General features: G+C 65.1%; 16 protein-coding genes. 2 read left to right on the top strand and 14 right to left on the bottom strand.

The annotated features are described in order from the left end of the window. Window positions 1-32 precede the first annotated feature (32 nt). Window positions 33-1,436: an efflux RND transporter periplasmic adaptor subunit gene (locus tag GA0061099_RS17750; RefSeq protein WP_036027979.1), complete on the bottom strand. Its 1,404-nt coding sequence runs from the start codon at window positions 1,434-1,436 to the stop codon at window positions 33-35. After that, window positions 1,426-2,910 (bottom strand): efflux transporter outer membrane subunit, encoded by a 1,485-nt coding sequence (locus GA0061099_RS17745; protein WP_085972321.1) that lies wholly within the window; start codon window positions 2,908-2,910, stop codon window positions 1,426-1,428. Before GA0061099_RS17745 ends, GA0061099_RS17750 begins: the two co-directional genes overlap by 11 nt. A gap of 609 nt (window positions 2,911-3,519) precedes the next feature. Between GA0061099_RS17745 and GA0061099_RS17740 the strand changes: the two genes are divergently transcribed. Further along, a complete protein-coding gene (locus GA0061099_RS17740; RefSeq protein WP_035999544.1) occupies window positions 3,520-4,554 on the top strand; it encodes a cysteine synthase A in 1,035 nt (344 codons plus the stop codon). A 61-nt stretch (window positions 4,555-4,615) separates the two neighbouring features. Here GA0061099_RS17740 and GA0061099_RS17735 read toward each other — a convergent pair whose 3' ends face one another. From GA0061099_RS17735 to GA0061099_RS17705, 7 genes are all read right to left on the bottom strand, one after another. After that, window positions 4,616-6,853 carry an O-linked N-acetylglucosamine transferase family protein gene (locus GA0061099_RS17735; protein ID WP_036027978.1) on the bottom strand — a complete coding sequence of 746 codons (2,238 nt, stop codon included), beginning with the start codon at window positions 6,851-6,853 and terminating at the stop codon, window positions 4,616-4,618. Window positions 6,854-6,971: 118 nt separating this feature from the next. Then, on the bottom strand, window positions 6,972-9,245 hold the full coding sequence (locus GA0061099_RS17730; protein WP_036027977.1) for an O-linked N-acetylglucosamine transferase, SPINDLY family protein: 2,274 nt from the start codon (window positions 9,243-9,245) through the stop codon (window positions 6,972-6,974). A 114-nt stretch (window positions 9,246-9,359) separates the two neighbouring features. Further along, entirely contained in the window at window positions 9,360-11,591 is a 2,232-nt protein-coding gene (locus tag GA0061099_RS17725) for an O-linked N-acetylglucosamine transferase, SPINDLY family protein (protein ID WP_036027976.1), read from the bottom strand. A gap of 92 nt (window positions 11,592-11,683) precedes the next feature. Further along, complete coding sequence (locus GA0061099_RS17720) at window positions 11,684-12,421, bottom strand: amino acid ABC transporter ATP-binding protein (protein WP_035999552.1); 738 nt, start codon at window positions 12,419-12,421, stop codon at window positions 11,684-11,686. A gap of 11 nt (window positions 12,422-12,432) precedes the next feature. Beyond that, entirely contained in the window at window positions 12,433-13,953 is a 1,521-nt protein-coding gene (locus GA0061099_RS17715) for an amino acid ABC transporter permease (RefSeq protein ID WP_036027975.1), read from the bottom strand. Further along, on the bottom strand, window positions 13,950-15,155 hold the full coding sequence (locus tag GA0061099_RS17710; protein WP_036027974.1) for an amino acid ABC transporter permease: 1,206 nt from the start codon (window positions 15,153-15,155) through the stop codon (window positions 13,950-13,952). Before GA0061099_RS17710 ends, GA0061099_RS17715 begins: the two co-directional genes overlap by 4 nt. Before the next feature lie 25 nt (window positions 15,156-15,180). Then, window positions 15,181-16,197 carry an amino acid ABC transporter substrate-binding protein gene (locus GA0061099_RS17705; protein WP_036027973.1) on the bottom strand — a complete coding sequence of 339 codons (1,017 nt, stop codon included), beginning with the start codon at window positions 16,195-16,197 and terminating at the stop codon, window positions 15,181-15,183. Window positions 16,198-16,594: 397 nt separating this feature from the next. Between GA0061099_RS17705 and metC the strand changes: the two genes are divergently transcribed. Beyond that, window positions 16,595-17,779: a cystathionine beta-lyase gene (metC, locus tag GA0061099_RS17700; RefSeq protein ID WP_036027972.1), complete on the top strand. Its 1,185-nt coding sequence runs from the start codon at window positions 16,595-16,597 to the stop codon at window positions 17,777-17,779. Between the two features lie 65 nt (window positions 17,780-17,844). On the opposite strand, the gene GA0061099_RS17695 is transcribed toward metC, so the two are convergent. The 5 genes from GA0061099_RS17695 to pbpC all read right to left on the bottom strand — a co-directional run bounded on the left by GA0061099_RS17695 (window position 17,845) and on the right by pbpC (window position 23,793). Continuing rightward, window positions 17,845-18,183 (bottom strand): lipid-A-disaccharide synthase N-terminal domain-containing protein, encoded by a 339-nt coding sequence (locus tag GA0061099_RS17695; protein ID WP_025036223.1) that lies wholly within the window; start codon window positions 18,181-18,183, stop codon window positions 17,845-17,847. Continuing rightward, window positions 18,180-18,917, bottom strand: coding sequence for a glycosyltransferase family 2 protein (locus GA0061099_RS17690; protein WP_036027971.1), 738 nt, complete (start codon window positions 18,915-18,917; stop codon window positions 18,180-18,182). Before GA0061099_RS17690 ends, GA0061099_RS17695 begins: the two co-directional genes overlap by 4 nt. 64 nt (window positions 18,918-18,981) lie before the next feature. Continuing rightward, window positions 18,982-19,827, bottom strand: coding sequence for a phosphatase PAP2 family protein (locus GA0061099_RS17685; protein WP_036027970.1), 846 nt, complete (start codon window positions 19,825-19,827; stop codon window positions 18,982-18,984). A 1-nt stretch (window position 19,828) separates the two neighbouring features. Further along, window positions 19,829-21,571 (bottom strand): ArnT family glycosyltransferase, encoded by a 1,743-nt coding sequence (locus tag GA0061099_RS17680; protein ID WP_036027969.1) that lies wholly within the window; start codon window positions 21,569-21,571, stop codon window positions 19,829-19,831. Between the two features lie 50 nt (window positions 21,572-21,621). Beyond that, a complete protein-coding gene (pbpC, locus tag GA0061099_RS17675; RefSeq protein WP_225149648.1) occupies window positions 21,622-23,793 on the bottom strand; it encodes a penicillin-binding protein 1C in 2,172 nt (723 codons plus the stop codon). Window positions 23,794-23,797: the final 4 nt, after the last annotated feature.

Genomic DNA, 23,797 nt, shown 5'->3' with positions numbered 1-23,797 from the left:
ATGCCTGCCGCTTCAAGCGGCTGTTGTCGGGATCATGGCTGCTTGGCTCCACTTTCCGATGCCCCCGGCCCCGGCGCCGGTCCCGTCTGCCCCTTCTGGTCGCCTTCACTGCTCTTGCGCTTGGCGCGCAACTCGCCGTCCTTGGCTTGGCCGTCCTTCTGCCCGTCCTTCTGGCCTTCGTTAGCACCATCCTTCTTCTGGGCGTCCGGTGCGCGCGAGCGCTTGCGTGGGGCAAGATCGGCCGACGGAGTCTGGTCATCGCGGCCGACGATCACCTTGGAGCCGTCGGACAGATTTGCGAAGCCCGTGGTGACCACCCTCTCGCTCGCCGACAGGCCGCTCGCGATCACGGCGTCATGCTCGTTCTGCTGGGTCACCGTCACGGGCTTGGCCGAGACGATGTTGTCCGCGCCGATGACGTAGCTGAAAGTGCCGATCGGGCCGCGCTGCACCGCCGAGGTCGGCACCACCAGCGCCTGCGTCAAGGTCTCGACCTTGAGGCGGACATTGACGAACTGGCCCGGCCAGAGCTGGTAATTGGCATTGGGGAATTCGGCCTTGAGCTTGAGCGTGCCGGTGGTCTGGTCGACCTGGTTGTCGATGCCGGTGAGCTTGCCAGTATCGATCACCGTGACGCCGTCATTGCCGAACACGTCGACCGCGAGCGGCCCCTTCGCCGCCGCCGCGTTGACGCGCATGATCTGCTGTTGCGGCAGGCTGAACCACACCGCGATCGGCTGCAATTGCGTGATCACCACGAGGCCCGTGGTGTCGGAGGCATGGATGATGTTGCCCTGGTCGACCAGGCGCAGGCCAACGCGGCCCGAGATCGGCGCCACGATCTTGGTGTAGCTCAGCGTCGCCGCCGCGTTGTCGATCGCAGCCTGGTCGGCTTTGACGAGCGCCTCGGTCTGCGCGACCAGCGCACGCTGGGTGTCGGCCTGCTGCTTGGAGCCGGCGTTGGAGGCAGCGAGCTGCTCGTAGCGCGCGAGGTCGATGCGTTGGTTGGCGAGCTGGGCCTGATCCTGCGCCTTCTTGGCAACCGCCTGGTCGTACTGCGCCTGATAGATCGCCGGATCGATCTCGCCGAGCACGTCGCCCTTCTTGACGTCCTGGCCTTCCGTGAAGTTGACCGCGATCAGCTTGCCGTCGACCTGCGAGCGCACGGTTACGGTGTTGAGCGCGCGGATCGCGCCGACGCCGTCGAGATAAACCGGCACGTCCTGGATGCGCGGGCTCGCCGCCAGCACCGGCACCGGTAGATCGGGGCGCTGATTGCGGTTGTTTGCCTGCTGCTGCTGCATTGCAATCCAGCCGACGTAACCAAGGCCGCCAAGGATCGCGAGCGTGATCAGGGTCATGACGAAGCTGCGGCCGCGCGATCGCTTCGCTGTCCCCTCTCGCGCGCCTTGCTTGGTGTCCGGCTTAAAGAGCATTGACCGGTTTCTCCATTCGCGGCTCCCAGCCGCCGCCGAGCGCCTGGTACAGGCTGACGATGGCCAGAAGCCGTGCGAGTTGGGCCTGCCACAACGCGTCTTCCGCCTGGAACAGGGTCAGTTGGGTGTTGAGCACTGTGACGATGTCGGCGGTGCCGGCACGCAATTGCTGCTCGGAAAGATCGAAGGCGCGACGCGAGGCGGCGACGACGTCGCGCTGCAATTGCAGCCTGATCGTGGTCTGCTTGATCGAGAACAGGGCGTTGTCGACGTCGGCAAAGGCCTGGACGATGGTCTTGCGATAGGTTTGCAGCAGCTCGTCCTGCCGCGCCTTGGCCAACTCGAAATTGCCGAGGATCCTGCCGCCGTCGAAGATCGGCTGTGTCGCGCTGCCGACGAGCTGGAAGAAGGCCGCATGCGGCTGGAACAGCGAGACCAGCGCCGAGCTCTGGTAGCCGCCATTGCCGGTGAGCTGGATGGTCGGAAAGAACTGTGCGCGGGCATTGCCGATGTTGGCGGTGGCCGAGGCGAGCTGCGCCTCCTGTCGGCGGATGTCCGGCCGCTGCGTCAGCAACTCCGACGGCAGGCCGGGCGTCACGCGCGGGATCGCGATCCGGTCTAGAGAGCCGCCGTGCACGCGCACGCTCTCCGGCGGCCGCGACACCAGCACGGCGAGCGCGTTGACGTTCTGGTCCAGCGTCTGGCGCAACGGCGGCACCAGCGCCTTCTGGTTCGCCAGCACGCTCTCCTGCTGGGCGACGTCGAGATCGGTGCCGGTGCCGGCCCTGCGGCGCTCCCTCACCGCGTCGAGGATGCGCTGCGCGCTCGCGATGTTGCGCTGTGAGGTCCTGATGCGGTCCTGCGAGGCCAGCACCTGGAAATAGGCGTTGGCGACGGCGGCGAGCGTGGTCAGCGCGACCGTGTCTCGATCGAAACGGTTGGCGTTCGCCGTCTCCTCTGCCGATTGCAGCGCGTCGCGGTTCTGGCCCCAGAAATCGAGCTGATAGCTCGCGCTCAGCGAGGCCGAATAATTGACGACCTCGCGTCCGCCGATGGACAGTCCCGAAGCGCTCGAGCCCGATGTGCGCGAATAGGTTTCGGATCCGCCTGTCGAGACACTCGGCAGCAGCGCCGCGCCGGCCTGCCGCGCCTGGGCGTCGGCCTGGACGATGCGCGCCACGGCCGCGGCGATGTCGAGATTGACGGTCTGCGCCTCCTCCATCAGCTGCGCGAGCTCCGCAGAGCGGAAGCCGCGCCACCAATCCAGCGACGGCGGCGCGTCGCCTTTACCGGCATATTTGTAATGCGTGGGAACGTCGAGCGCGGGATCGGGAAGATCCTGGGTCAGCACGCAGGCCCCCGAGCCGGCGGCGAGGCACAGCACCGCAATCCATCGCGCCGCGCGCAGCGTTCCGAATGCAGAACCGAGAGACCGCCGCGAGGCGATCACTGGAACTTGCTGTGTCACATCCACCCCCCGCCGAGCAGATCAAGCCGCCGCAACGCTGCCGGATTAACCGATTCGCGGCGGGATGGTCGGGAGGCTTTGGACGACGCGCTCACAGTGATGATGCTTTCTGCGGAACCTGAGCTTCATACTAGCCGGGCGCGGAACGGCGGGACAGTGCCGCAATTGCGAGATGCGCGTGCCAACGAGGCGGGAGCGAACTGACAAGAATGCGAAAAGCGCCTGTCTTGCAGAGACTTTCTTCATTGCGAAACATTGGGAAACGTAAGCAAGCTTACCAAGATTTCATGTGATATCGCGGCCACACCCGTTGCTGCAGGGTTCGGCGGCTGAGGTTCTTACCACCGAGGGACAACCGCATCCCCCGCGAACAGGACACGCGCCCTGTCGCGACCCGTTTCGCCCGTGGCAAGAATTGGTCGCAACAACGTTGATCGGGAGCGCAATCGTTTCGTGCACGGGCCGGGGTTGGGCCATTTCCTACTGCAGGCATATCACTGTTTCCGCGGGCGTTTCGGTCGGGTTCGCCGCAGCGCAAAAGCCTTCCCCTTTGGCCTCCCAAGCACTAGGTTCGGGCCAAAGCCGATCAACCCCTTGGTAGTGATTTTCCCCGACATGACCATTCGCAACGACGTTGTCGAAGCCATCGGCAACACCCCCCTGATCAAGCTCAAGCAGGCTTCGGAATTGACCGGCTGCACCATCCTGGGCAAGGCCGAGTTCATGAATCCCGGTCAGTCGGTGAAGGACCGCGCCGGGAAATGGATGATCCTGGAGGCCGAGAAGCGCGGCGAGCTGAAGCCCGGCGGGCTGGTGGTGGAAGCGACCGCCGGCAATACCGGCATCGGCCTTGCCGTGGTTGCGAGCGCGCGCGGCTACCGCACCCTGATCGTGATCCCGGAGACGCAGAGCCAGGAGAAGAAGGATTTCCTGAAGCTTTGCGGTGCCGAGCTGATCGAGGTGCCGGCCCTTCCCTACGCCAACCCCAACAACTACCAGCATGTTGGCCGGCGGCTCGCCGACGAGCTGCGCAAGACCGAGCCCAATGGCGTGCTGTTCGCCGACCAATGGAACAACCTGGACAACGCCAAGGCACATTACGAATCCACGGGGCCTGAGATCTGGGAGCAGACCGGCGGCAAGGTCGACGGCTTCGTCTGCTCGGTCGGCAGCGGCGGCACGCTGGCCGGCGTCAGCCGCTATTTGAAGGAGAAGAACAAGAACATCCGCATCGCCTGCGCCGATCCGCATGGCGCCGGCATGTACGAATATTTCAGGACCGGCGATCCCAAGGCGACGCCGGGCGGCTCGATCACGGAGGGCATCGGCCTCAACCGCGCCACAGCGATCGTCGAAACTGCCAAGGTCGACGATGCCTATCTCATTCCCGACACCGACGCCGTCAGTGCGATCTACGAGCTGCTCCAGCACGAAGGTCTGTGCCTCGGCGGCTCGACGGGCATCAATGTCGTCGGCGCGATGCGGCTTGCGAAGCAGCTCGGGCCCGGCAAGACGATCGTCACCGTGCTGTGCGATTCCGGCAGCCGCTATCTGTCCAAGCTGTTCAACGCCGACTTCATGCGCGCCAAGAACCTGCCGGTGCCGGAATGGCTGGAGAAGCGCAGCAACATCAAGCCGCCCTTCGTCTGATCGTCACACGCATCATCGGGCCGAAGGCGCAGATCCACAAAATCTGCGCGGTTCGGCCGGCTTAAGCGACCTCCCCGCTTTCCGAGGCCGCGGCACAATAGTCGCGCCAGAACTTGCGGTAGCCCTCCTCGACCCTGCGCGTGTAGGTTTCGACATTACCCGCGGCCGAAGCCGCGATCCGGGCCGGCAATTCCGCGCGCAGCCTTGCCAGATGCGCGGGCTGGGCAGCGAATTTGCACGCGATCGCGGCGTAGCCCTCGTCGTCCTCGGCCACCCAGTCGTCAAGACCGACGGCGGCCACGATGGAGCCGCCGGCGCGCGAGGATGCGCCGTGGCCGAGCTTGGCGACGACCGGAACGCCCGCATAGAGGGATTCCCAGGTGCTGACGCCGCCGTTCTGCGGAAACGGATCGAGCGAAATATCGACCAGCGCGAAGGCTCGCAGATGATCGGCGCGCTCGGACGAGCCGAGGCAGGTGATCCTCTCCTCGGCAATCCCGTGGGCGACAAAGCGCGCGAGAAGGCCGTCGCGCACCAGGGGATCGTCGAGCAGCGTATGCTTGATGATGATCTTCGATCCGGCCACCTCCCGCATCACGTTCGACCACACGCGAATGGCCTCGTCCGAGATCTTGTTGACGCGGTTGAACACGCCGAAGGTGACGTAGCCGTTGCGAAGCATGGGAAGCTCCGAAGGCGGCACATCCAGGATAGGATCGATCGTGATCAGGCACGGCAGGTCATAGACCTTTTCGGCCAGCAGATGCCGCGCCGATTGCGGAATGAAGACAGGGTCCGCGAGCACGTAGTCCATCGTCCGAAGGCCGGTACCGGTCGCGTGCCCGAAGCCCGTGACCTGTATGGGAGCCGGCTTGCGGGCGAAGATCTGAAGCCTGTTGCCCGACGAGTGCCCGGACACGTCGATCAGGATATCGACCTTGTCGGCCTCGATACGATCGGCCAGTTCGTCGTCGAACATCTGCCAGGCATCGACCCAGCCGTCTGCCGCCGACTTGAATTCGGCTGTGATCGCATCTTGAGTCGGCGAACACGAATAGCAGACGACCTCGAAGCTGGCATGATCGTGATGGCGCAGCACCGGCAGCAAGCCGAACGCCGCCGAATGATACCAGAATTCGGCGGAAACATAGCCGATCACGATCCGCCTGTCGGGATCGAGCTGCCGGGGGGCGAGCTTCCTCTGCGGCACGCGGGCACCGATCGCTTCGCCCCAGGACCGTCGCGTCGCCTGCTGGATAGTGAAATCGGCGTCGGGGAGAAAGTCCAGATAGTAGATCTTCCGCGCCATCAAGTCTGGATCCGGCGAGATCGCCAACGCGGCGTCGAGATGTTCGATTGCGGACGCGATTTCTCCCTGATTTGCAAAACAGGAGCTCAGCAACGCCAATGCGATCGTGGAATGTGGATTCTGCTCGAGCAAGGTCGTGCAGGCCAGGATCGCCTGTGCGGTGTTTCCCAGGCTGAGCGAGACCTCCGCCTTGCCCCGCAAGGCCATCTCGAACCGGGGTGAAAGCGCAAGTGCCGCATCGAAGTCCGCTGCCGCCTGTTCCAGCCGCGACAGGGACGAATTGAGGCGTCCGCGCTGCGCCAGGATCTTCGCTGAATCGGGCTTGATCGCGAACGCCGCTGCGAGTGCAGCCTCCGCCTCATCGTAGCGCTTGAGCTCGATGCTGACCACGCCCTTGCCGATCAGCGCTTCGACGTGGCGCGGCTGAAACAACAGCGCGCGATCAAAGCTCTCCCTGGCGCGGTCGAACCGGAACAGCGCCAGCTCCGCCACGCCACGATTGCAAAGCGCGTCGGCGTAGTCGGGCTTCAGCTTGATGGCGCGCTCGTAGACCTCGATGGCCTGTTCGGGCAGGTTCATCTGGAGCAGGATGTTGCCGAGGCCGGCCAGGGCCGGGGTAAAACTCGGCTTCAGCGCGATCGCTTTCTCCTGACAGGCGCGCGCCGCTTCCAGTTTCTGAAGCACGAAGTAGACGGCCGCGAGATTGCTCTGAGCCTCGTGCGAACGCGGATCGATCGCAATCGCGCGCTCGAGCAGCTGTTGCGCTTCGTCGAGGCGCCCGCCCTGCTGCACGCTGAGGCCGAGCACGTGCGTCGCGTCGAAATGATCCGGAACGGCTTGCAAGATCTGGCGGCAGAGCGCCTCGCTCTCCGCATATCTGCCTTGACCATAGGCGCTCGCCGCGGCGGAGATGACGGCGTCGGCCTGCTTCTTCAATTTCTTCTGCAATCGCGCATTCTGGAATGCGCGCGCGCCGACGCTGCTCTGCAAGGTGTCTCTCCGGAAGATGGCCCAAGGCCGAGTCTAACTGATTCGCGCACCGACCCGGCCGGGCTGCCGGACCAGAAATCCGTCCGGGATATCCCGGGGGTCGCCTGCAGGATGCGGCTCAGGAGCCGCCAGGTGCGTCCGCCCCGCTGACCGCAGCGTCGCCGTGCTCGGCGGCAGCGGCACAATAGTCGCGCCAGAACTTTCGGTAGCCCGCCTCGAGCTCACGCGTGTAGATCTCGACATTGCCGGCGGGCGAGGCTGCGATCTGGGCCGGTAAGCCCGCGCGCAACTTTGCCAGATATTCGGGCTGCGAGGCGAACTTGCGGGCGATCTCGACATAACCGTCGTCATCCTCCGCGACCCAGTCGCCGAGGCCGACGGCCGCCACGATGGAGGCGCCAGCACGCGAGGAGGCTCCAATGCCGAGCTTGGCCACGACCGGAACGCCCTTGTAGAGGGATTCCCAGGTGCTGATGCCGCCGTTCTGCGGGAACGTGTCGAGGGAAATATCGATCTTGTCGAAGGCCATCAGATGGTCGTCACGCGAGGTGGTGCCGAGGCAAGTGATGTCCTCCTCCGCAATACCCTGTGCGATGAAGCGTGCGACCAGGCTATCGCGCAGCAGGGCATCGTCGAGCAAACCATGCTTGAGGATGATCTTCGATCCCGGCACTTCCCGCATGATGCGCGACCACACGCGGATCGCATCATCCGAGATCTTGTAGATGCGGTTGAACACACCAAAGGTGACGTAGCCGTTGCGGAGCATCGGCAGCTCGGAGGGCTTTAGATTGGTGACCGGCTCCATCGTGATCAGGCACGGCAGATCGTGGATCTTCTCGGGAAACAGATGCCGGGCCGATGGCGGAATGAAAATGGGATCGGCGAGCACGTAATCCATGGTCGGCATGCCCGTACCCGTCGCGTGTCCGAAGCCGGTGGCCTGGATCGGAGCCGGCTTCCGCGCGAAGCATTGCAGCCTGTTGCCGGTCGTGTGGCCGGAAACGTCGATCAGAATGTCGACATTGTCGGCCTGAATACGATCGGCGAGCTCGTCGTCCGACATCTGCCAAGCGTCGACCCAGACATCCGCCAGCGCCTTGAACTTGGCGGTGTACTCGTCCGCCCCCGGCCAGGCGTAATAGCAGACGATCTTGAACTTGGCGTGATCATGATGGCGCAACACGGGCAGCAAGGTGAGTCCCGCCGAGTGTTGTCGGAATTCGGCCGCGACATATCCGACCACAATCTGCTTGTCCGGATCCAGCGGCCGCTTCGGCAGCGTCCTTTGCGGAATCCTCGAGCCGATTGCATCCCACCAGGACTTTCGCACCGCCTGCTGGACCGCGAAATCCGCCTCCGCAAGGTAGTCCAGCAAGAAGATCTTGCCTCTGATCGCGTCTCCATAGTCCGGTCGGAGCGCCAGCGCGCGATCGAGATATTCAATCGCGGATTCCATATCTCCCTGGTTCGAATAAGCGAAGCCCAGAAGCGCCAACCCCATCTCCGAGCGAGGATTTCGCTCGATCAAGGTCGTTGCGGCCGCCATCGCCTGCGCGGTCCTTCCCATGACGAGGCAGACCTGCGCCTTGCCCCGAAGGGCCAGCTCGAGCTTGGGCGAAATCGCAAGCGCCGCATCGAAATCCGCCAGCGCCTCCTGCAGGTGCTGCAGCTCGTAACTGAGCCGTCCGCGCTGGGCCAGAATTCGTGGCGCGCCTGGCTTGATTGCGAGGGCCTGAGCGAACTTGGCTGCGGCCTCCTCGTGGTGCCGCAGCTCCATGCTGACCATGCCGCTGCCGACGATGGCCTCGGCGTGACGCGGCTGAAACAGCAGGGCGCGATCGAAGCTCGCCTTGGCACGCATGATCTGCCCAAGCACGATCTCGACCATGCCGCGATTGCAGAGCGCATCGGCACAATCCGGTTTAATCTTGATGGCGCGCTCGTGCATCTCGAGCGCCTGTTCGTACAGCCCCATATGCATCAGCGTGTTGCCGAGATTGGTCAATGCGACGGCGAAACTCGGCTTCAGCGCGATCGCCCTCTCCTGGCAGCGCCGCGCCTCTTCGTAATTGCCGAGGTCGAAATGCACGGTCGCGAGATTGTTATGGGCATCGTGCAGGCGCGGATCGAGCGCGATCACGCGCTCCAGCAGCTCTCTCGCCTCCTCGAGGCGCCGGCCGTCATGGGCGCACATGCCGAGCAGGTGAATGGCGTCGACATGATCCGGAAGGGCTTTCAGGATCTCGCGGCACAGCGCCTCTGTCTCGGCGTATCGGCCCTGGCCATAGGCGTTCGCCGCTGCGGCAATGACGGCGTCGGCCTGCTTCGTCAATTTCTTCTGCAATCGCGCATTCTGGAACGCGCGCGCGCCGCCGCCGCTCTTCTGCAAGGTGTCTCTCCGGAGGATGCCCTCAGCAGAGTCTAACTGATTCGCGAGCCTGGTCGGCCGGTCACCGGAGGCGCTCCGCCTCCGGGATTTCCCGGGGCCCGGCGCAACATCTTCCTAGGCCAGCTCCGAGGCGGCGGCGCAATAATCGCGCCAGAACCGGCGATAGGCCGCTTCGACCTCGCGCGTGTAAAACTCGACGTCGCCGGCCGGCGAGGCTGCGATCCGAGCCGGCAGATCCGCCCGCAGCTTTGCCAGGTAGGCCGGCTGCGCCGCGTGTTTGCACGCGATCGCGGCATAGCCCGCGTCATCCTCGGCGAGCCAGTCCTCCAGGCCGACGGCGGCAACGATGGAGCCGCCGGCGCGCGACGAAGCGCCGCGGCCGAGCTTGGCGACCACGGGAACGCCGGCATAGAGGGACTCCCAGGTGCTGATGCCGCCGTTCTGCGGGAAGGTGTCGAGGGAAATGTCGACGATCGCGAAGGCCCGCAGATGCTCGGGACGCGAGGTCGAGCCCATGCAGACCACGTTCTCTTCGGCGATGCCCTGTGCCGCGAACCGCGCGATCAGTCGATCGCGCAGCAATGGATCGTCAAGCAGCCCGTTCTTGACGATGATCTTCGATCCCCTCACCGCATGCATGACGTTCGACCACACCCGGATGGCTTCGTCCGAAATCTTGAAGATGCGGTTGAACACCCCGAAAGTGACGTAGCCGTTGCGGAGCATGGGTGGCTCTGAAGGCGGAATGTCCAGGATCGGATCGATCGTGATCAGGCACGGCAGGTCGTGCACCTTCTCGGCCAGGAGATGGCGCGCCGATTGCGGGATGAAGATCGGGTCCGCGAGCACGTAGTCCATGGTTTGAAGGCCTGTCCCCGTGGCGTGCCCGAAGCCTGTGACCTGGATCGGCGCCGGCTTGCGGGCAAAGACATGAAGCCTGCTGCCGGTCGTGTGCCCGGAGACATCGATCAGAATATCGATGCCATCGGCCTGGATGCGGTCGGCCAGCTCGTCATCGGACAATTGTGCGGCATCGACGAAGACATCCGCGAGAGGCTTGAAGCTCTCCGTCATCTCGTCCTGCACCGGCCAGCAGGAATAGCAGACGACCTTGAACTGGGCGTGATCATGATTGCGCAGCACCGGCAACAGAGAGTATGCCGCCGAGTGGTTCCTGAATTCGGATGCGACGTATCCGATCACGATCCGCCGGTCAGGATCGAGTGGCCGCGGCGCCAGCGTCCTTTGCTGCAGCTTCGCGCCGATCGCGTCCCACCAGTATTTCCGCGCGGCCTGCTGGGCGGCGAAATCGGCCTCCGGCAGGTAGTCCAGCACGAAGATCTTGTATCCGATCGCCTCCGGAAAATCCGGCGCGATCTCGAGCGCGGCGTCGAGGTGCGCGAGCGCGGTCGCGATGTCTCCCTGGTTCACAAGGCACGCCGCCAAAAGCGCCAACCCCATCTCGGATTGCGGATTGACCTTGAGCAGCGTCTTGACGCCTGCCATCGCCCGCGCCGTGTTGCCCGCGAGAATGTCGATCTGCGCCCGCCAGCACAGCGCGAGCTCGAGCCGTGGCGATTGCGCCAGCGCCGCGTCGAGGTCCGCGGCCGCCTGCACCAGCCGGGACAAACTTAGGTTGAGCCGTCCACGCTGCAGCAGAATCCGCGGCGAACCCGGCTTGATCGCGAGCGCGGCGTCGAAGGCGGCGCCCGCTTCCGCGAAGTGCCGAAGCTCGAGGCTGACCATCCCCCTGCCCGCGATCGCCTCGGCGTGAGATGGCTGAAATGTCAGGGCACGGTCGAAGCTCGCTTTGGCGCGCTCGAACTGGCCCGTCATCAATTCCGCCATGCCGCGGTTGCAAAACGCATCGGCATAATCCGGCTTCAGCCTGATCGCCCGCTCGTGCAGCCCGATCGCCTCGTTGCCGAGGCCGATGTGCAGCAACGTATTGCCGAGATTGGTCAGGGTGATCGGACAATTCGGCTTGAGCGCGATGGCCTTCTCCTGGCAGGCGCGGGCGCCAGCGAATTTCTCCAGCGCGAAATAGACCGCCCCGAGATTGCCGTGCGCATCGGGCGAACGCGGCTCGAGTGCAATTGCACGCTCGAGCAGGAATTCCGCCTCATCGAGCCGCCCGCCGTCGAACGCGCGCAGGCCGAGCAGGTGCGTGGCATGAAAATGATCCGGCACCTCCTTCAAGATCTCGCGGCAGAGCATCTCGGCCTCATCAGGCCTGCCCTGCCCGAGTGCCTCGATCGCGAAGGCCATGACGGCGTCCGCCTGCTTCTTCAGCTTCTTTTCCAGTCGCGCATTCTGGTATGCGCGCACGCCAGCACTGCTCTGCAAGGTCTCTCTCCGGAGATGGTCCGAAAAGAGGCAAGCCGATTCGGATGGTGCCAGGCTTGCGGTCAGACCGGCGAGGCCACGGGTCGCCGGACTCAGCGCAGAATCTGGCTCAGGAACAGCTTGGTGCGGGCGTGCTGCGGGGCGGCGAAGAACTCGTTCGGAGTGTTGGCCTCGATGATCTGCCCGGCGTCCATGAACACGACGCGGTTGGCGACCTCGCGGGCAAAGCCCATCTCGTGAGTGACGACCAGCATGGTCATGCCTTCCTCGGCGAGGTCGACCATGGTGTCGAGCACCTCCTTGACCATCTCGGGGTCGAGCGCCGAGGTCGGCTCGTCGAACAGCATCACCTTCGGGTTCATGGTCAGGGCTCGCGCGATCGCGACACGCTGCTGCTGGCCGCCGGACATCTGACCCGGAAACTTGTTGGCCTGGTGCGGGATCTTGACGCGCTCGAGGAACTTCATCGCCGTCACCTCGGCGTCCTTCTTGGGGATGTTGCGGACCCAGATCGGCGCCAGCGTGCAATTGTCGAGCACGGTCAGATGCGGGAACAGGTTGAAGCTTTGGAACACCATGCCGACTTCACGGCGGACCGCGTCGACGTGCTTGAGGTTCGGTCCGAGCTCGATGCCGTCGACGACGATCTCGCCTTCCTGGAATTCCTCCAGCGCATTGATGCAGCGGATCAGCGTGGACTTGCCCGAGCCCGAGGGGCCGCAGATCACGATGCGTTCGCCCTTCTGCACCGCGAGATCGACGTCACGCAGGACGTGGAATTCGCCGTACCATTTGTTCAGGCCGGAAATCTTGACGATGGGCTCGGACATGGTGGCCTCGATCAGTTGCGGCGGTGGGCGTTGAGGCGGTGCTCGACGAACAAGGAATAGCGCGACATGCCAAAGCAGAACAGGAAGTAGATGATCCCAGCGAAGGCGAAGCCGGTGAACGCCGTCGACGGCGTCGACCATTTCGGATCCGCGAACGAGGCGCGCAGCGAGCCGAGCAGATCGAACAGCGCCACGATCGAGACCAGCGAGGTGTCCTTGAACAGCGAGATGAAGCTGTTGACGAGGTTCGGAATGACGTGCCGCAGCCCCTGCGGCAGCACGATCAGCGAGGTCGTCTTCCACCAGGACAGCCCGAGGGCGGCGGCCGCCTCGCTCTGCCCGCGCGGGATCGCCGCCAGCCCGCCGCGGACGTTCTCGGCCTGATAGGCGCCGGTGAACAGCGCGATGCCGATCAGCGCACGCACCAAGCCGTCGACGGTGAAATTGCCGGGAAGGAACAGCGGCAGCATGTAGGTTGCGAAGAACAGCACGGTGATCAGCGGCACGCCGCGCCAGAACTCGATGAAGGCGATCGAGAAGATCCGGATCAAGGGAATGGTCGAGCGGCGGCCGAGCGCGAGCGCGATGCCGATCGGCAGCGAGGTGACGATGCCGGTGACGGACACCACCAGCGTCACCAGGAGACCGCCCCACAGATTCGTCGTCACGATCGGCAATCCGCCGTGGTCGAGGTCCATCAGCCTGATGACGATGGCGATGCCAATGAAGGTAGCGATGCTCGACGCCAGAGCCCGCCCGCCGGTGCGAACACCACCGCCGAGAGCGAAGGCGATCAGGCAGACGATCGCGGCCGTGACGGCGAAATCCGCCCAAACCGGCTGGCCGGTGCCCTGGAGATAATCGCGCAGCCAGGTGAGCGGAAAGATCAGCCAATGGATCAGCGTACCGAGCAGCACGATGAGGCTCCCGAGCGCCCACAGCAGCGGACCGACCGCAGAGGTCCTGCCCGATGTGATCAGCGCTTGTCCGGCACCGACGATGCTCTCGTCGAACAATTGCAGTAGGCCGGCCGTCCAGCTCAGCCCGAAGCCCTTGATGCCGCCGCCGTGCAGCAGGAAGAACGCCACCACCGGAAAAGCGACGAAGAACAGGCCGGCATTCAGGCTCTTGGCCGGCAGCCGCGGAATGAGCAGCGGCAACAGCAGGACGACTGCAAGCAACAGCGTCAAGTTCACCCGCCAACGCTCGGCCTCGGGATAGAAGCCGTAGATCAGTTGCGGGAGCTTCGCCTGGATGTAGGGCCAGCAGGCGCCGACCGCAAAGCCGGCGTTCTCGGCGAGGCACGCGGTGCGGTCCTTACCGCTCCAGACCGCATCGACCAACAGGAACTTGACGGAGGGAACGATGGTGAACCAGAGCAGCAAGGCGCCGACGATCGTCAGCAGGATGTTGGTCGGCGAGTTGAACAGGCGCGTGCGCATCAGGCCGATGAAGCCCGTGGTCTTCACCGGCGCCGGACGCTCGGCGAGCAGGTCCTGGCGGACGAAGCTGGACGAGATGACATCGCTCATGCGCCGAGGCTCCGGCTGACACGCCAACCGTAGACGCTCATGATCGCGCTGGTCAGGAGCGAGATCAGGAGATAGACGCCCATCGTCATGGCGATGATCTCGATCGCCTGCCCGGTCTGGCTCAGCGACGTGCCGGCAAACACCGACACCAGGTCAGGATAGCCGATCGCGACCGCCAGCGACGAGTTCTTGGTGAGATTGAGGTACTGGTTGGTTAGCGGCGGCACGATGACGCGCATGGCCTGCGGCACGACGATGAGGCGGAGCGTGGCGCCGCGGCTGAGGCCGAGCGAAGATCCCGCCTCCATCTGCCCCTTGTGAACGGACAGGATGCCAGCGCGCACGATCTCGGCGATGAAGGCGGCGGTATAGGTCGCCAGCGCCACCGTCAGCGCCACGAATTCCGGGATGATGCGTGAGCCGCCGGCGAAGTTGAACCCCCTCAGCTGCGGCAGCTCGAAGGTGAAAGGCAGACCGAAGACCAGCATCGTGGCCAGCGGAAGCCCGAACAGCAGGGCCAGCACGGAAGGCCAGATGCGGATCACCTGCCCGCGCTGAAACAGCGCTCGCCTTGCGTAGACGCGCAGCGCCAGTGAGGCGACGATGCCGAGCGCCAGCACCGCGAGGAACGGCGCGAGACCGCTCTGACCGATCGGGCTGGGAATGACGAGGCCCCGATTGCTGATGAAGGCAATGCCGAACAGGGAAATGCTCTGCCGCGGATTGGGCAAGGCCGCGAGCACCGCCAGATACCAGAACAGGATCTGGAACAGCAGTGGCAGGTTGCGGATGACCTCGACATAGATCTCGCCGACCCGCGACAGCAGCCAATTGGGCGACAGCCGGCACAGCGCGACGATGAAGCCGATCACCGTGGCGAAGACGATGCCCACCACGGAGACCACGAGCGTGTTCAACAGCCCGACCACGAACACGCGCAGGAACGTGTCCGAGCCGGTATAGGAGATCAGGGTCTGATTGACGTCGAAGCCGGCATTGTTCCTGAGGAAGCCGAAGCCGGCGGCGATATGCTGGTTCTCGAGATTGGCCCGCGCATTGGAGACGATCTCGTAGCCGATCCAGCCCAGGATCGCCGCGAAGGCAAACTGGACGGCAACGCCGTTCCAGCCTGCCTTGCCGCCCAGAATGCGCCGTATCTTCAGCGCGATCTGGGGCGGCGGTTTTCGAGCCTCGGTGCTCATGCCGCTGCCGGCCGATCAGGGCTGATCAGCGGATCGGCGGCGCGTACTGAAGACCGCCCTTGTTCCAGAGATTGTTGACACCGCGATTGATGCCGAGCGGCGAACCGGCGCCGACGGTGCGATCGAACACCTCACCGTAATTGCCGACGGTCTTGACGATCCGCACCACCCAATCCTTGGTCAGGCCGAGCTGTTCGCCGAAATTGCCGTCGCTGCCGAGCACGCGCTTCAGCTCGGGATTTTCCAGCTTCGCCTTCTCGTCGATGTTCTTCGAGGTCACGCCGAGCTCTTCGGCGGTGAGCATCGCGAACAGCGTCCATTTCACGATGTCGAACCACTGGTCGTCGCCGTGCCGCACCATCGGGCCGAGCGGCTCCTTCGAGATGATCTCGGGCAGCACCATGTGGTCGTTGGGGCTGGCGAGCTTGAGGCGGTTGGCGTACAGGCCCGACTGGTCGGTGGTGAAGACGTCGCAGCGGCCGGCCTCATAGGCCTTGACGGTCTCGTCGTTGGTGGCGAACGCGATCACCTCGTACTTCATGTTGTTGGCCTTGAAGTAGTCGGCGAGATTCTGCTCAGTGGTGGTGCCGGTCTGCACGCAGACCGATGCACTGTTGAGCTCGAGCGCCGAATTCACCTTGAGCGACTTCTTCACCATGAAGCCCTGCCCGTCGTAATAGGTCACGCCGGTGAAATTGGCGCCGAGCGAGGTGTCGCGCGAGATGGTCCAGGTGGTGTTGCGCGAGAGCACGTCGACCTCGCCGGATTGCAGCGCCGTGAAGCGGTCCTTGGCCGACAGCGGCACGAACTTGACCTTGGTCGGATCGTTGAAGATGGCGCCGGCAATGGCGCGGCAGACGTCGACGTCGATGCCGGTCCAGTTGCCCTTGTCGTCGGGCGAGGAGAAGCCCGGCAGGCCCTGGCTGACGCCGCAGGACACCATGCCCCGATCCTTGACGGTCTTGAGCGTTTGCGCATCGGCGGCTTGGGCGGTGAGGCCGGCGGCGAGAGCAAGGGAGAGAGCCAGGGTTACGCGTTTCATGGGCTTTGGGCCTTTCAAGGTCGTCTCAAGGTCAGGAATGTTGTCTTAGGATCGTCTCTGCCAAACCAGGTCCTTCAAGAATCCGGCCTTGCAAGAGTCATGCTGGAAAACCTTGCCGAACACTCGCCGATCTCGGGAGCCCATACCTTCATCCCCGCCGCCGGCGCCCGCCATCTCTTGGCTGTGACGCGACGTCCGGTCAGGCAATGGATCGAAGGTCGCGGCAGGCCCCTCAACATGCGGCGACTGAATAGCACCTGCGCATCACAGAACGACTGGCGTTCCGGGTCAAGGGGTTGACGGGACTCTTCTGTGTTCTGTTATTAACGACCGCGGCCTTTCGGCCGGCCCAGGGGCGCAATGCGTCCGGTGGAAACGCGGTTTTGAAAGCAGGCCCATGGATTCTTCGTCCCCCCAAGAGCTGCACGCCGAGACCCGGCTGGTCACCTCCGGCCGCGACACCAAGGCGCAGAAGGGGTTCGTCAATCCGCCGGTCTTCCACGGCTCGACCGTGCTCTATCCGACCGCAGAGGACCTGCACGCCCATCGCGGCGAGTTCACCTACGGCCGTCACGGTTCCCCGACGACCAAGGCGTTCCAGGAGACGCTGATGGCGCTGGAGGGTCCGCAATGCGCCGGCGTCGGTATCGTGCCGTCGGGGCTGTCGGCGATTTCCACCACCCTGCTCTCGGTGCTCAAAGCCGGCGACCACATCCTGGTGGTCGACAACATCTATCGGCCCTCGCGCAATTTCTGCAACGGCATGCTCACGCGCTACGGCGTCGAGACCACCTATTTCGATCCGATGATCGGCGCGGGCATCGACAAGCTGTTCAAGCCCAACACCCGGGCCGTTCTGGTGGAGGCGCCGGGCTCGCAATCGTTCGAGATGCCCGACATCCGCGCCATCGCCGAAGTCGCACATGGGCGCGGCGCGCTCGTCATCGACGACAACACCTGGGCGACGCCGCTCTATCACCGCTCGCTGGACCAGGGCGTCGACATCAGCATGCAGGCCGCGACGAAATATATCGGCGGCCATTCCGACATCATGTTCGGCACCATCTCGGCCAACGCCAAGGCCTGGCCGATGATTGCCGAAGGCATCCGCTTGCTCGGCGTCTGTGCCGGCCCCGACGACGTCTTCCTGGCGCTGCGCGGCCTCCGCACGCTGTCGGTGCGGCTTGCGCAACATCATCGCTCCGGGCTCGAGATGGCGCGCTGGCTGGCGGCAAGGCCTGAGGTTGCGCGCGTGCTGCATCCCGGGCTGGAGACCGATCCCGGTCATGCGATCTGGAAGCGCGACTTCACCGGCGCCTCGGGCCTGTTCAGCATCGTGCTGAAGCCGGCGCCGCAGCAGGCGGTCGACACCATGCTCAATACGCTGAAGCTGTTCGGCATGGGCTTTTCCTGGGGCGGGTTCGAGAGCCTTGCAATTCCCTTCGATTGCGATGCCTATCGCACCGCGACCAAATGGGAGCCCGGCGGCCCGACGCTGCGTCTCCACATCGGGCTCGAGAGCACCGACGACCTCAAGGCCGATCTCGACCGCGGCTTCGCTGCCCTCAAAGCGGCCATGTGAGCATCAGGATTGGGCATCTCGCCTAGCAACGTGCCAGGCTTCAACAAGCGGAGCCGAACGCTGGATCAGCGGTCCAGCGTCTTCGAGGCGGTGCCGCGGTTCTTCCAGATCAGCATGATGTTTCTGATATAGATGATGGTCGCGAGCGACTGTCCGAGGATGATGACGGGCTCGCGCTTGACGACGCCATAGACCAGCGTCATCAGCCCGCCGCCCATCGAGCAGAACCAGAACGCCATCGGCACCACGCTGTTGCCGGCGCGCTCGCTCGCGATCCACTGCACCAGGAAGCGCGCCGTGAAGAACAGCTGCGCGACCAGGCCGAATGCCAGCCAGAAGTCGAACTTGGCGACGAAGACGTCATAGAGATAATTGCTCAGCGCCTGACCGTATTGAATGATCATGCGTCCACCTCGGTCACTTCTGGCGTCGGCTTCTTGCGGCGGATCAGCCACCAAACGCCGGCGAGATCCATGATGCCGATCCACAGCCGGTCGAAGAAACCATAGTTGGACACGCCCGAATGGCGCGGCCGGTCGATCACGTCCACATAGGCGATGTCGTAGCCTTCGCGGCGGACCAGGGCGGGAAGGAAGCGATGCAGCCCGTCGAAATAAGGCAGCATCAGGAAAACGTCACGCCGGAACGCCTTCAGCCCGCAGCCGGTGTCGCGCGTGCCGTCCTTCAGGATGGCGTTGCGAATGCCGTTGGCGACGCGCGACTGGAATTTCTTGAAGCCGGTGTCCTTGCGCCCGATCCGCTGGCCGGCCGCGAGCCCGACGCGCCCTGCTCCCTTCTCGACCGCCGCGATCAGGTCGGGCAGGAAGGCCGGATTGTTCTGGCCGTCGCCATCGAGTGTCGCCACGATCTCTCCGCGCGCCGCGCGCACGCCGCTGCGCACGGCCGCCGACTGGCCGCCCGATCTTGCATGGCGAAGCTGACGCAGATTGCTCTGCTGCTTCATGATGGCGCCAAGCCGCTCGCCGGTGGCGTCGGTCGAGCCGTCGTTGACGTAGATGATCTCATAGGGCCAGCGGCCATCGAGTGCCGCGCCGATCTCCGCGATCAGCGGCGCGATGTTGTCGGCTTCGTTGCGCACGGGAACAACGATGGACACCGAAGGCTGGGACGTCGACAAATCGAGGCTCGTGGTTGGAATTGACCTGCCCAGGGGAACCGGCGGTCCCGGCAGGCAGCCGCTTTTATGGGGCGGATGCCCGGTGGGCAACCCTTTTGAGGCGGTCGGAAAACGTCCCTGAAAGCGGCACGATGGTGCCGTCGGCGCGGATGGCAAATCCGAGCTTTCGGGCCGCGAACCAGTAATGAACGGCCATGGCGCCCACCGTTCCGACCAGAGCGCCGGCGACCACGTCGCTCGGATGGTGCGCCAGCAACACCAGGCGCGTCAGCACGATCACGATTGCGTAAGTGAACATGAAGACGCGCAGACGCGGCCACAGTGCCGAGACGGCAAACGCCAGGGCGAACGCGGCCACGGCGTGGCCTGACGGCAGGCTGGCATAAGCCCCTGTCCCCTCGAACGGGACGAAGTTGAACGGATTGGCCTTGCCCCCGACGAACGGACGTCCGCGACCGATGACATATTTCAGGATCTCGGCGACGAAGGCTGACACGGCAACCGACAGAAACAGGAATTGCAGCCGCGTGCCGAAGCCGAGCAGCAGCGCGCGGCGGCTCCCACGCAGCCCGGCCGCGACGAGCGCCAGCACCACCAGCGCAGCCCCCAGCACCGAGAGGATATACTCGTCCTTGCCGAAATCGGTGAGGATGCGGATCGGCCACAGGCTCGGCGTGCCGCGCGGCGGCATCAGCAGGATCTCGGTCTGATCGAACGCGACCATCAGCACGATGACGAGCGCTGCACCCGCCGCGGCAAGCCACAGCGAATGCCGCGCCAGCTTCCGGGCGGCCTCGGCGCGGCGCGAGTGCGAGGGCGACCGCACAAGCTGCGCCAGCGCGCGCCAGGACACCGCTAGCAATTGCGCAGGATAGCCGGCATGCGCTGCAACGTCGGTCAGAGCCCGCATCCTATTCGGTACCTTCGGAGCGGAAGATCGAGATCGAGATCGCGCGCCCTTGCGAGAAATTATAGCCGTCGATGCGCGCGCCGACCTTGTAGCGCAACCCGATCGCCTCGGCGCGCTGCACGAAGCTGCGCTCCGAGCGCTGCTCGATCAGCGCGAAGCGGCAGCTGCCCTGCCGCAGGAAGTCCGCCGCACCGGAGCCGTCCGTGAGCAAGGTCCGGGTGCCCGCCAGGAAGACGAGGCTCGGCTCGTGATAACCGGCCGCAGCCGCCTTCGGTCCGACGCAGGTGACGTTGCGAAGCGCGCGCGCGATCTCGATGCTGGGAAACAGCGGGGTCAGCGACGGCAGCACGATGCCGTAAATCGTCACGGCGAGCATCAGGCCTGCGACCAGGGCGTTGAGAAACGAGCGCTCGGCGCGGTTGGTATCGAACAGCCACCAGGCGAACAGACCGAAGATCAGCGCGGCCGCGATGAACGGCCAGGCTACGAAAGCGGGCTGCCGCGTCAGTATCACCGAGCCGACCACCGCGATGATGGAGGCGGCTGCGGGGATCGCGAACCACCAGGCCGAGCCGCGCATCAGCCAGGAGCGCGACAGCACGCGCCGCTCCACCGCGCCGGCGGTGAGGATCGCGATCGCGGGATACAGCGGCAGCACGTAATGCGGCAGCTTGGTCAGCACCGCCTCGAACACGATCCAGGACGGGATCAGCCAGGCCAGCAGGAACTGCGCGCCGGGCTCGCGGCGGGCCCGCCACACCGCAGGCGCCGCCATCGCCGCCAGCGGCGCACCCGGCCAGAACGTGATCCAGAACAGCGCCAGGTAAAGTCCGGGCGGTGCGCCGTGCGATTCCTGGGCGCCAAGCTTGCTCAGCATGTCGCCGCCGACGGAGGTGGTGAAGAAGGTCTCGCCCGCGCGCCAGAAGATCGCGACGAACCAGGGCAGCACCAGCACCAGCATCCACATCAGGCCCCAGACAGGCCGCAGCTTCCACAGCCAGGAGGCGTCGCGGTCTTGGATCGCGAGCGCGACGATGGTCAGGCCTGCGAACATCAGGATCAGCGGCCCCTTGATCAGGATGCCCGCAGCAAGCGCGGTCCAGAAGATCGCGGGCCAGCTCCAGGGCGGATGCGTCTCGTCCTCGGCGCGCTGCCAGGACAGATAGGCCCGCGCCATCGCGCCCATCGCGGCAACCACGCAGAGCAGCAGCACGGCGTCGGTCTTGGCCAGGCGCGCCTCGACGCCGAGCAGCACCGAGGCGCACATCATCAGCGCAGCCAGCACCGCGGCACGCCGCGTGACGAAGCCGAGCGCGGCCCAATAGGTCATCAGCACGGCGCCGATCGCGCCCATCAGTGACGGCAGCCGGTAGACCCAGATGCGCAATTCGGCCTTCGGCAGCTTGAGCATCGAGGCGGCTTCGACGGTCGCCGATTGCAACCAGTAGATGCCGACCGGCTTCTTGTAGCGGACGTCCTCCTGAAAGCGGATGTCGACATAATCGCCGCTCTCGACCATCTGCTTGGTGGCCTGGGCAAACCGTGCCTCGTCGCGGTCGATCGGCGGGATGGTGAAGAAGCCCGGCAGGAACAGCAGCAGCGCACACAGCACCAGGAAGCCGACCGCGCGCGGGTGGCTGGCCGTGACGATGTCGAGCATGCGCACGAGCCCGCTGCCCGGATTTGTGGGCGATTTCGACTCGCGGGGGGCACCAAAACGGGGGCTGGGGTAGGTCTCGGCCATTGGTTCCGCTTACGCTGAAACCGCCATGGCCACAACCGCTTAAGGCAGGGTCATTGAATTCGAATGACGACTGTGTCCGCGGCGCCCGTGGCGTCGATCACGGTGAGCCGTGCAAAGCCCGGGCCGGGCGGATCGATCAACCGATGACGGCGGCCGTCGATCTCGCCGAGCGCGGTGCCGTTAACCATGACGGTCATGGGCAGCACGCCGCCGGCGACCTTGACCGGCATAGCCGCGCTCTCCCGGCCACCCGATCGATCGACGTCGATCCGCGAGCCGTTCAGCGGAAATTGGATATGCAGCGGCTGCTCGCCCCCGCTTCGCACCAGTTCGCCGACCGGACGGAACCGCTTCAAGGGCAGCGGCAGCTTCGCGTTGCTTGCGACCAGGGTTCCCTTGGGCGGCTTCGGCAAGGCGGCCAGCGTCTTGCCGCTGCGGGCGAAGGCATCGAACAGGATGGGCGCGGCGGCGACGCGTCCGATCAGGCCGGGAACCGGCGCTCCGTCCGGACGGCCAACCCAGACGCCGATGGTCATGCGACCGTCGAAGCCGACCGACCAGGCGTCGCGATAGCCGTAGGAGGTGCCGGTCTTGAAGGCGATGCGGTTGTGGGCGGCGTTCTCCGGCGGGGGCGTGCCGAGCAGGACGTTGCCGACCTGCCAGGCTGCGACCTGATCCAGCAGCCGCAGCGGCTCCCGATCGTCCCTGGCCGTCACGATCTCGCGCAGCGGCTTGGTGGTCCCGAGGCGGGCAAAGCCGGCATAGAGCTGGGCGAGGTCCTGGAGCGTCACGCCGACGCCGCCGAGCCCCATGGCGAGGCCGGGCGCTTCGTCCTTGGGCAGGACGAGGTTGCCGCCGGCCTGCCGCAGCCGCGAGGTCAGCCGGCTCGAGCCGACGCGGTCGAGCAGCACGATGGCCGGCACGTTCAGCGACAGTTGCAGAGCCTTCCTCACCGGCACGGTGCCCTGGAAAGTCATGTCGAAATTTTCCGGCGCATAGGAGCCGAAGCGGACCGGGCGGTCGTCGATCAAGCTGTCGGGATGGACAAAGCCGTCCTCGAAGGCGAGCCCGTAGATGAAGGGCTTGAGCGTCGAGCCGGGCGAGCGGATGGCGCGGGTCATGTCGACCTGCCCTGCCCGGCTCTCGTCGAAATAATCGGCCGAGCCGACACGCGCGAGCACGTCGCCGCTCTCATTGTCGACCACGACGATGCCGACCGAGATGTTCGGACCCAGCGCAATTGCGCGGTCGCGCGCCAGCGGCTCCAGCACCTTCTGCAAGGTCGCATCGAGCGTCAGCTTGATGATCGGCGCGTCCTTGACCGTCGACTGCGCGGCGTCGGAGGCATGCGGCGCCAGGATCGGCATCGGCCTGCGCAGTTTCGGCACCGGCATCGCCTTGGCCTGATTGGCGTCGTCGGCGCTGACCACGTGCTCCTCGACCATGCGGTCGAGCACGCGGTCGCGCGCCTTGCGGGCTGCCTCCGGATAGCGATCCAGCCGGCGCGTCTCCGGCGATTGCGGCAGCGCGACCAGCAACGCGGCCTCCGCCAGCGACAGCCGCTTCGGCTCCTTGCCGAGGTAGGAGATCGACGCCGCGCGGATGCCTTCGAGATTGCCGCCATAGGGCGCCAGCGCCAGATAGAGATCGAGGATCTGCTCCTTGCTCATGCTGCGCTCGATCTCGATGGCACGCACGATCTGCCGCAATTTTGCGTAAAGCGAGCGCTGCCGCCGCGGCTCCATCAGACGGGCCAGCTGCATCGTGATGGTCGAGCCGCCCGAGACGATGTGGCCGCGCGTTCCCAGCTGCAACGCGGCGCGCCCCAGCGCCAACGGATCGATGCCGCCATGGGCGTAGAAGCGCTGGTCCTCATAGGCGAACAGCAGTTTCAGGTAGGTCGGATCGACATTGGTCCTGGTATCGACCGGCAACCGCCAGCGCCCATCCGCCATTGCATAGGCGCGCAGCAGTTTGCCGTTGCGATCGACGATGGTGGTTGAGACCTGGCGGGCTTCGTCGAGCGGAAGCGGGCCGAGCGAATAGACCCAGCCAACGAAGCCGATGATGGCGAGGATAAAGGTGAGCGCGGCTGCGGAGAGAAGGCGAAAGGCGATCCGCCCCCTCCGTCCGTCATGGCCGGGCTTGACCCGGCCATCCACGCCAACACCCACCGCCGGCGCGGCCGTGGATGCCCGTGTATGTGGCTCAGCCTCGCTCATCTCA

Source organism: Bradyrhizobium yuanmingense, assembly GCF_900094575.1.
Classification (GTDB): Bacteria; Pseudomonadota; Alphaproteobacteria; order Rhizobiales; family Xanthobacteraceae; genus Bradyrhizobium; species Bradyrhizobium yuanmingense.
Note: the sequence above shows the minus strand (reverse complement) of the source record. Positions and strands in the feature narration are given on the sequence as shown.

Coding starts and splice junctions, on each gene's coding strand:
- GA0061099_RS17680 (WP_036027969.1), bottom strand. CDS start 21,571: ATGGCCGAGACCTACCCCAGCCCCCGTTTTGGTGCCCCCCGCGAGTCG.
- GA0061099_RS17720 (WP_035999552.1), bottom strand. CDS start 12,421: ATGTCCGAGCCCATCGTCAAGATTTCCGGCCTGAACAAATGGTACGGC.
- metC (WP_036027972.1), top strand. CDS start 16,595: ATGGATTCTTCGTCCCCCCAAGAGCTGCACGCCGAGACCCGGCTGGTC.
- GA0061099_RS17750 (WP_036027979.1), bottom strand. CDS start 1,436: ATGCTCTTTAAGCCGGACACCAAGCAAGGCGCGCGAGAGGGGACAGCG.
- GA0061099_RS17740 (WP_035999544.1), top strand. CDS start 3,520: ATGACCATTCGCAACGACGTTGTCGAAGCCATCGGCAACACCCCCCTG.
- GA0061099_RS17715 (WP_036027975.1), bottom strand. CDS start 13,953: ATGAGCGATGTCATCTCGTCCAGCTTCGTCCGCCAGGACCTGCTCGCC.
- pbpC (WP_225149648.1), bottom strand. CDS start 23,793: ATGAGCGAGGCTGAGCCACATACACGGGCATCCACGGCCGCGCCGGCG.
- GA0061099_RS17710 (WP_036027974.1), bottom strand. CDS start 15,155: ATGAGCACCGAGGCTCGAAAACCGCCGCCCCAGATCGCGCTGAAGATA.
- GA0061099_RS17685 (WP_036027970.1), bottom strand. CDS start 19,827: ATGCGGGCTCTGACCGACGTTGCAGCGCATGCCGGCTATCCTGCGCAA.
- GA0061099_RS17695 (WP_025036223.1), bottom strand. CDS start 18,183: ATGATCATTCAATACGGTCAGGCGCTGAGCAATTATCTCTATGACGTC.
- GA0061099_RS17705 (WP_036027973.1), bottom strand. CDS start 16,197: ATGAAACGCGTAACCCTGGCTCTCTCCCTTGCTCTCGCCGCCGGCCTC.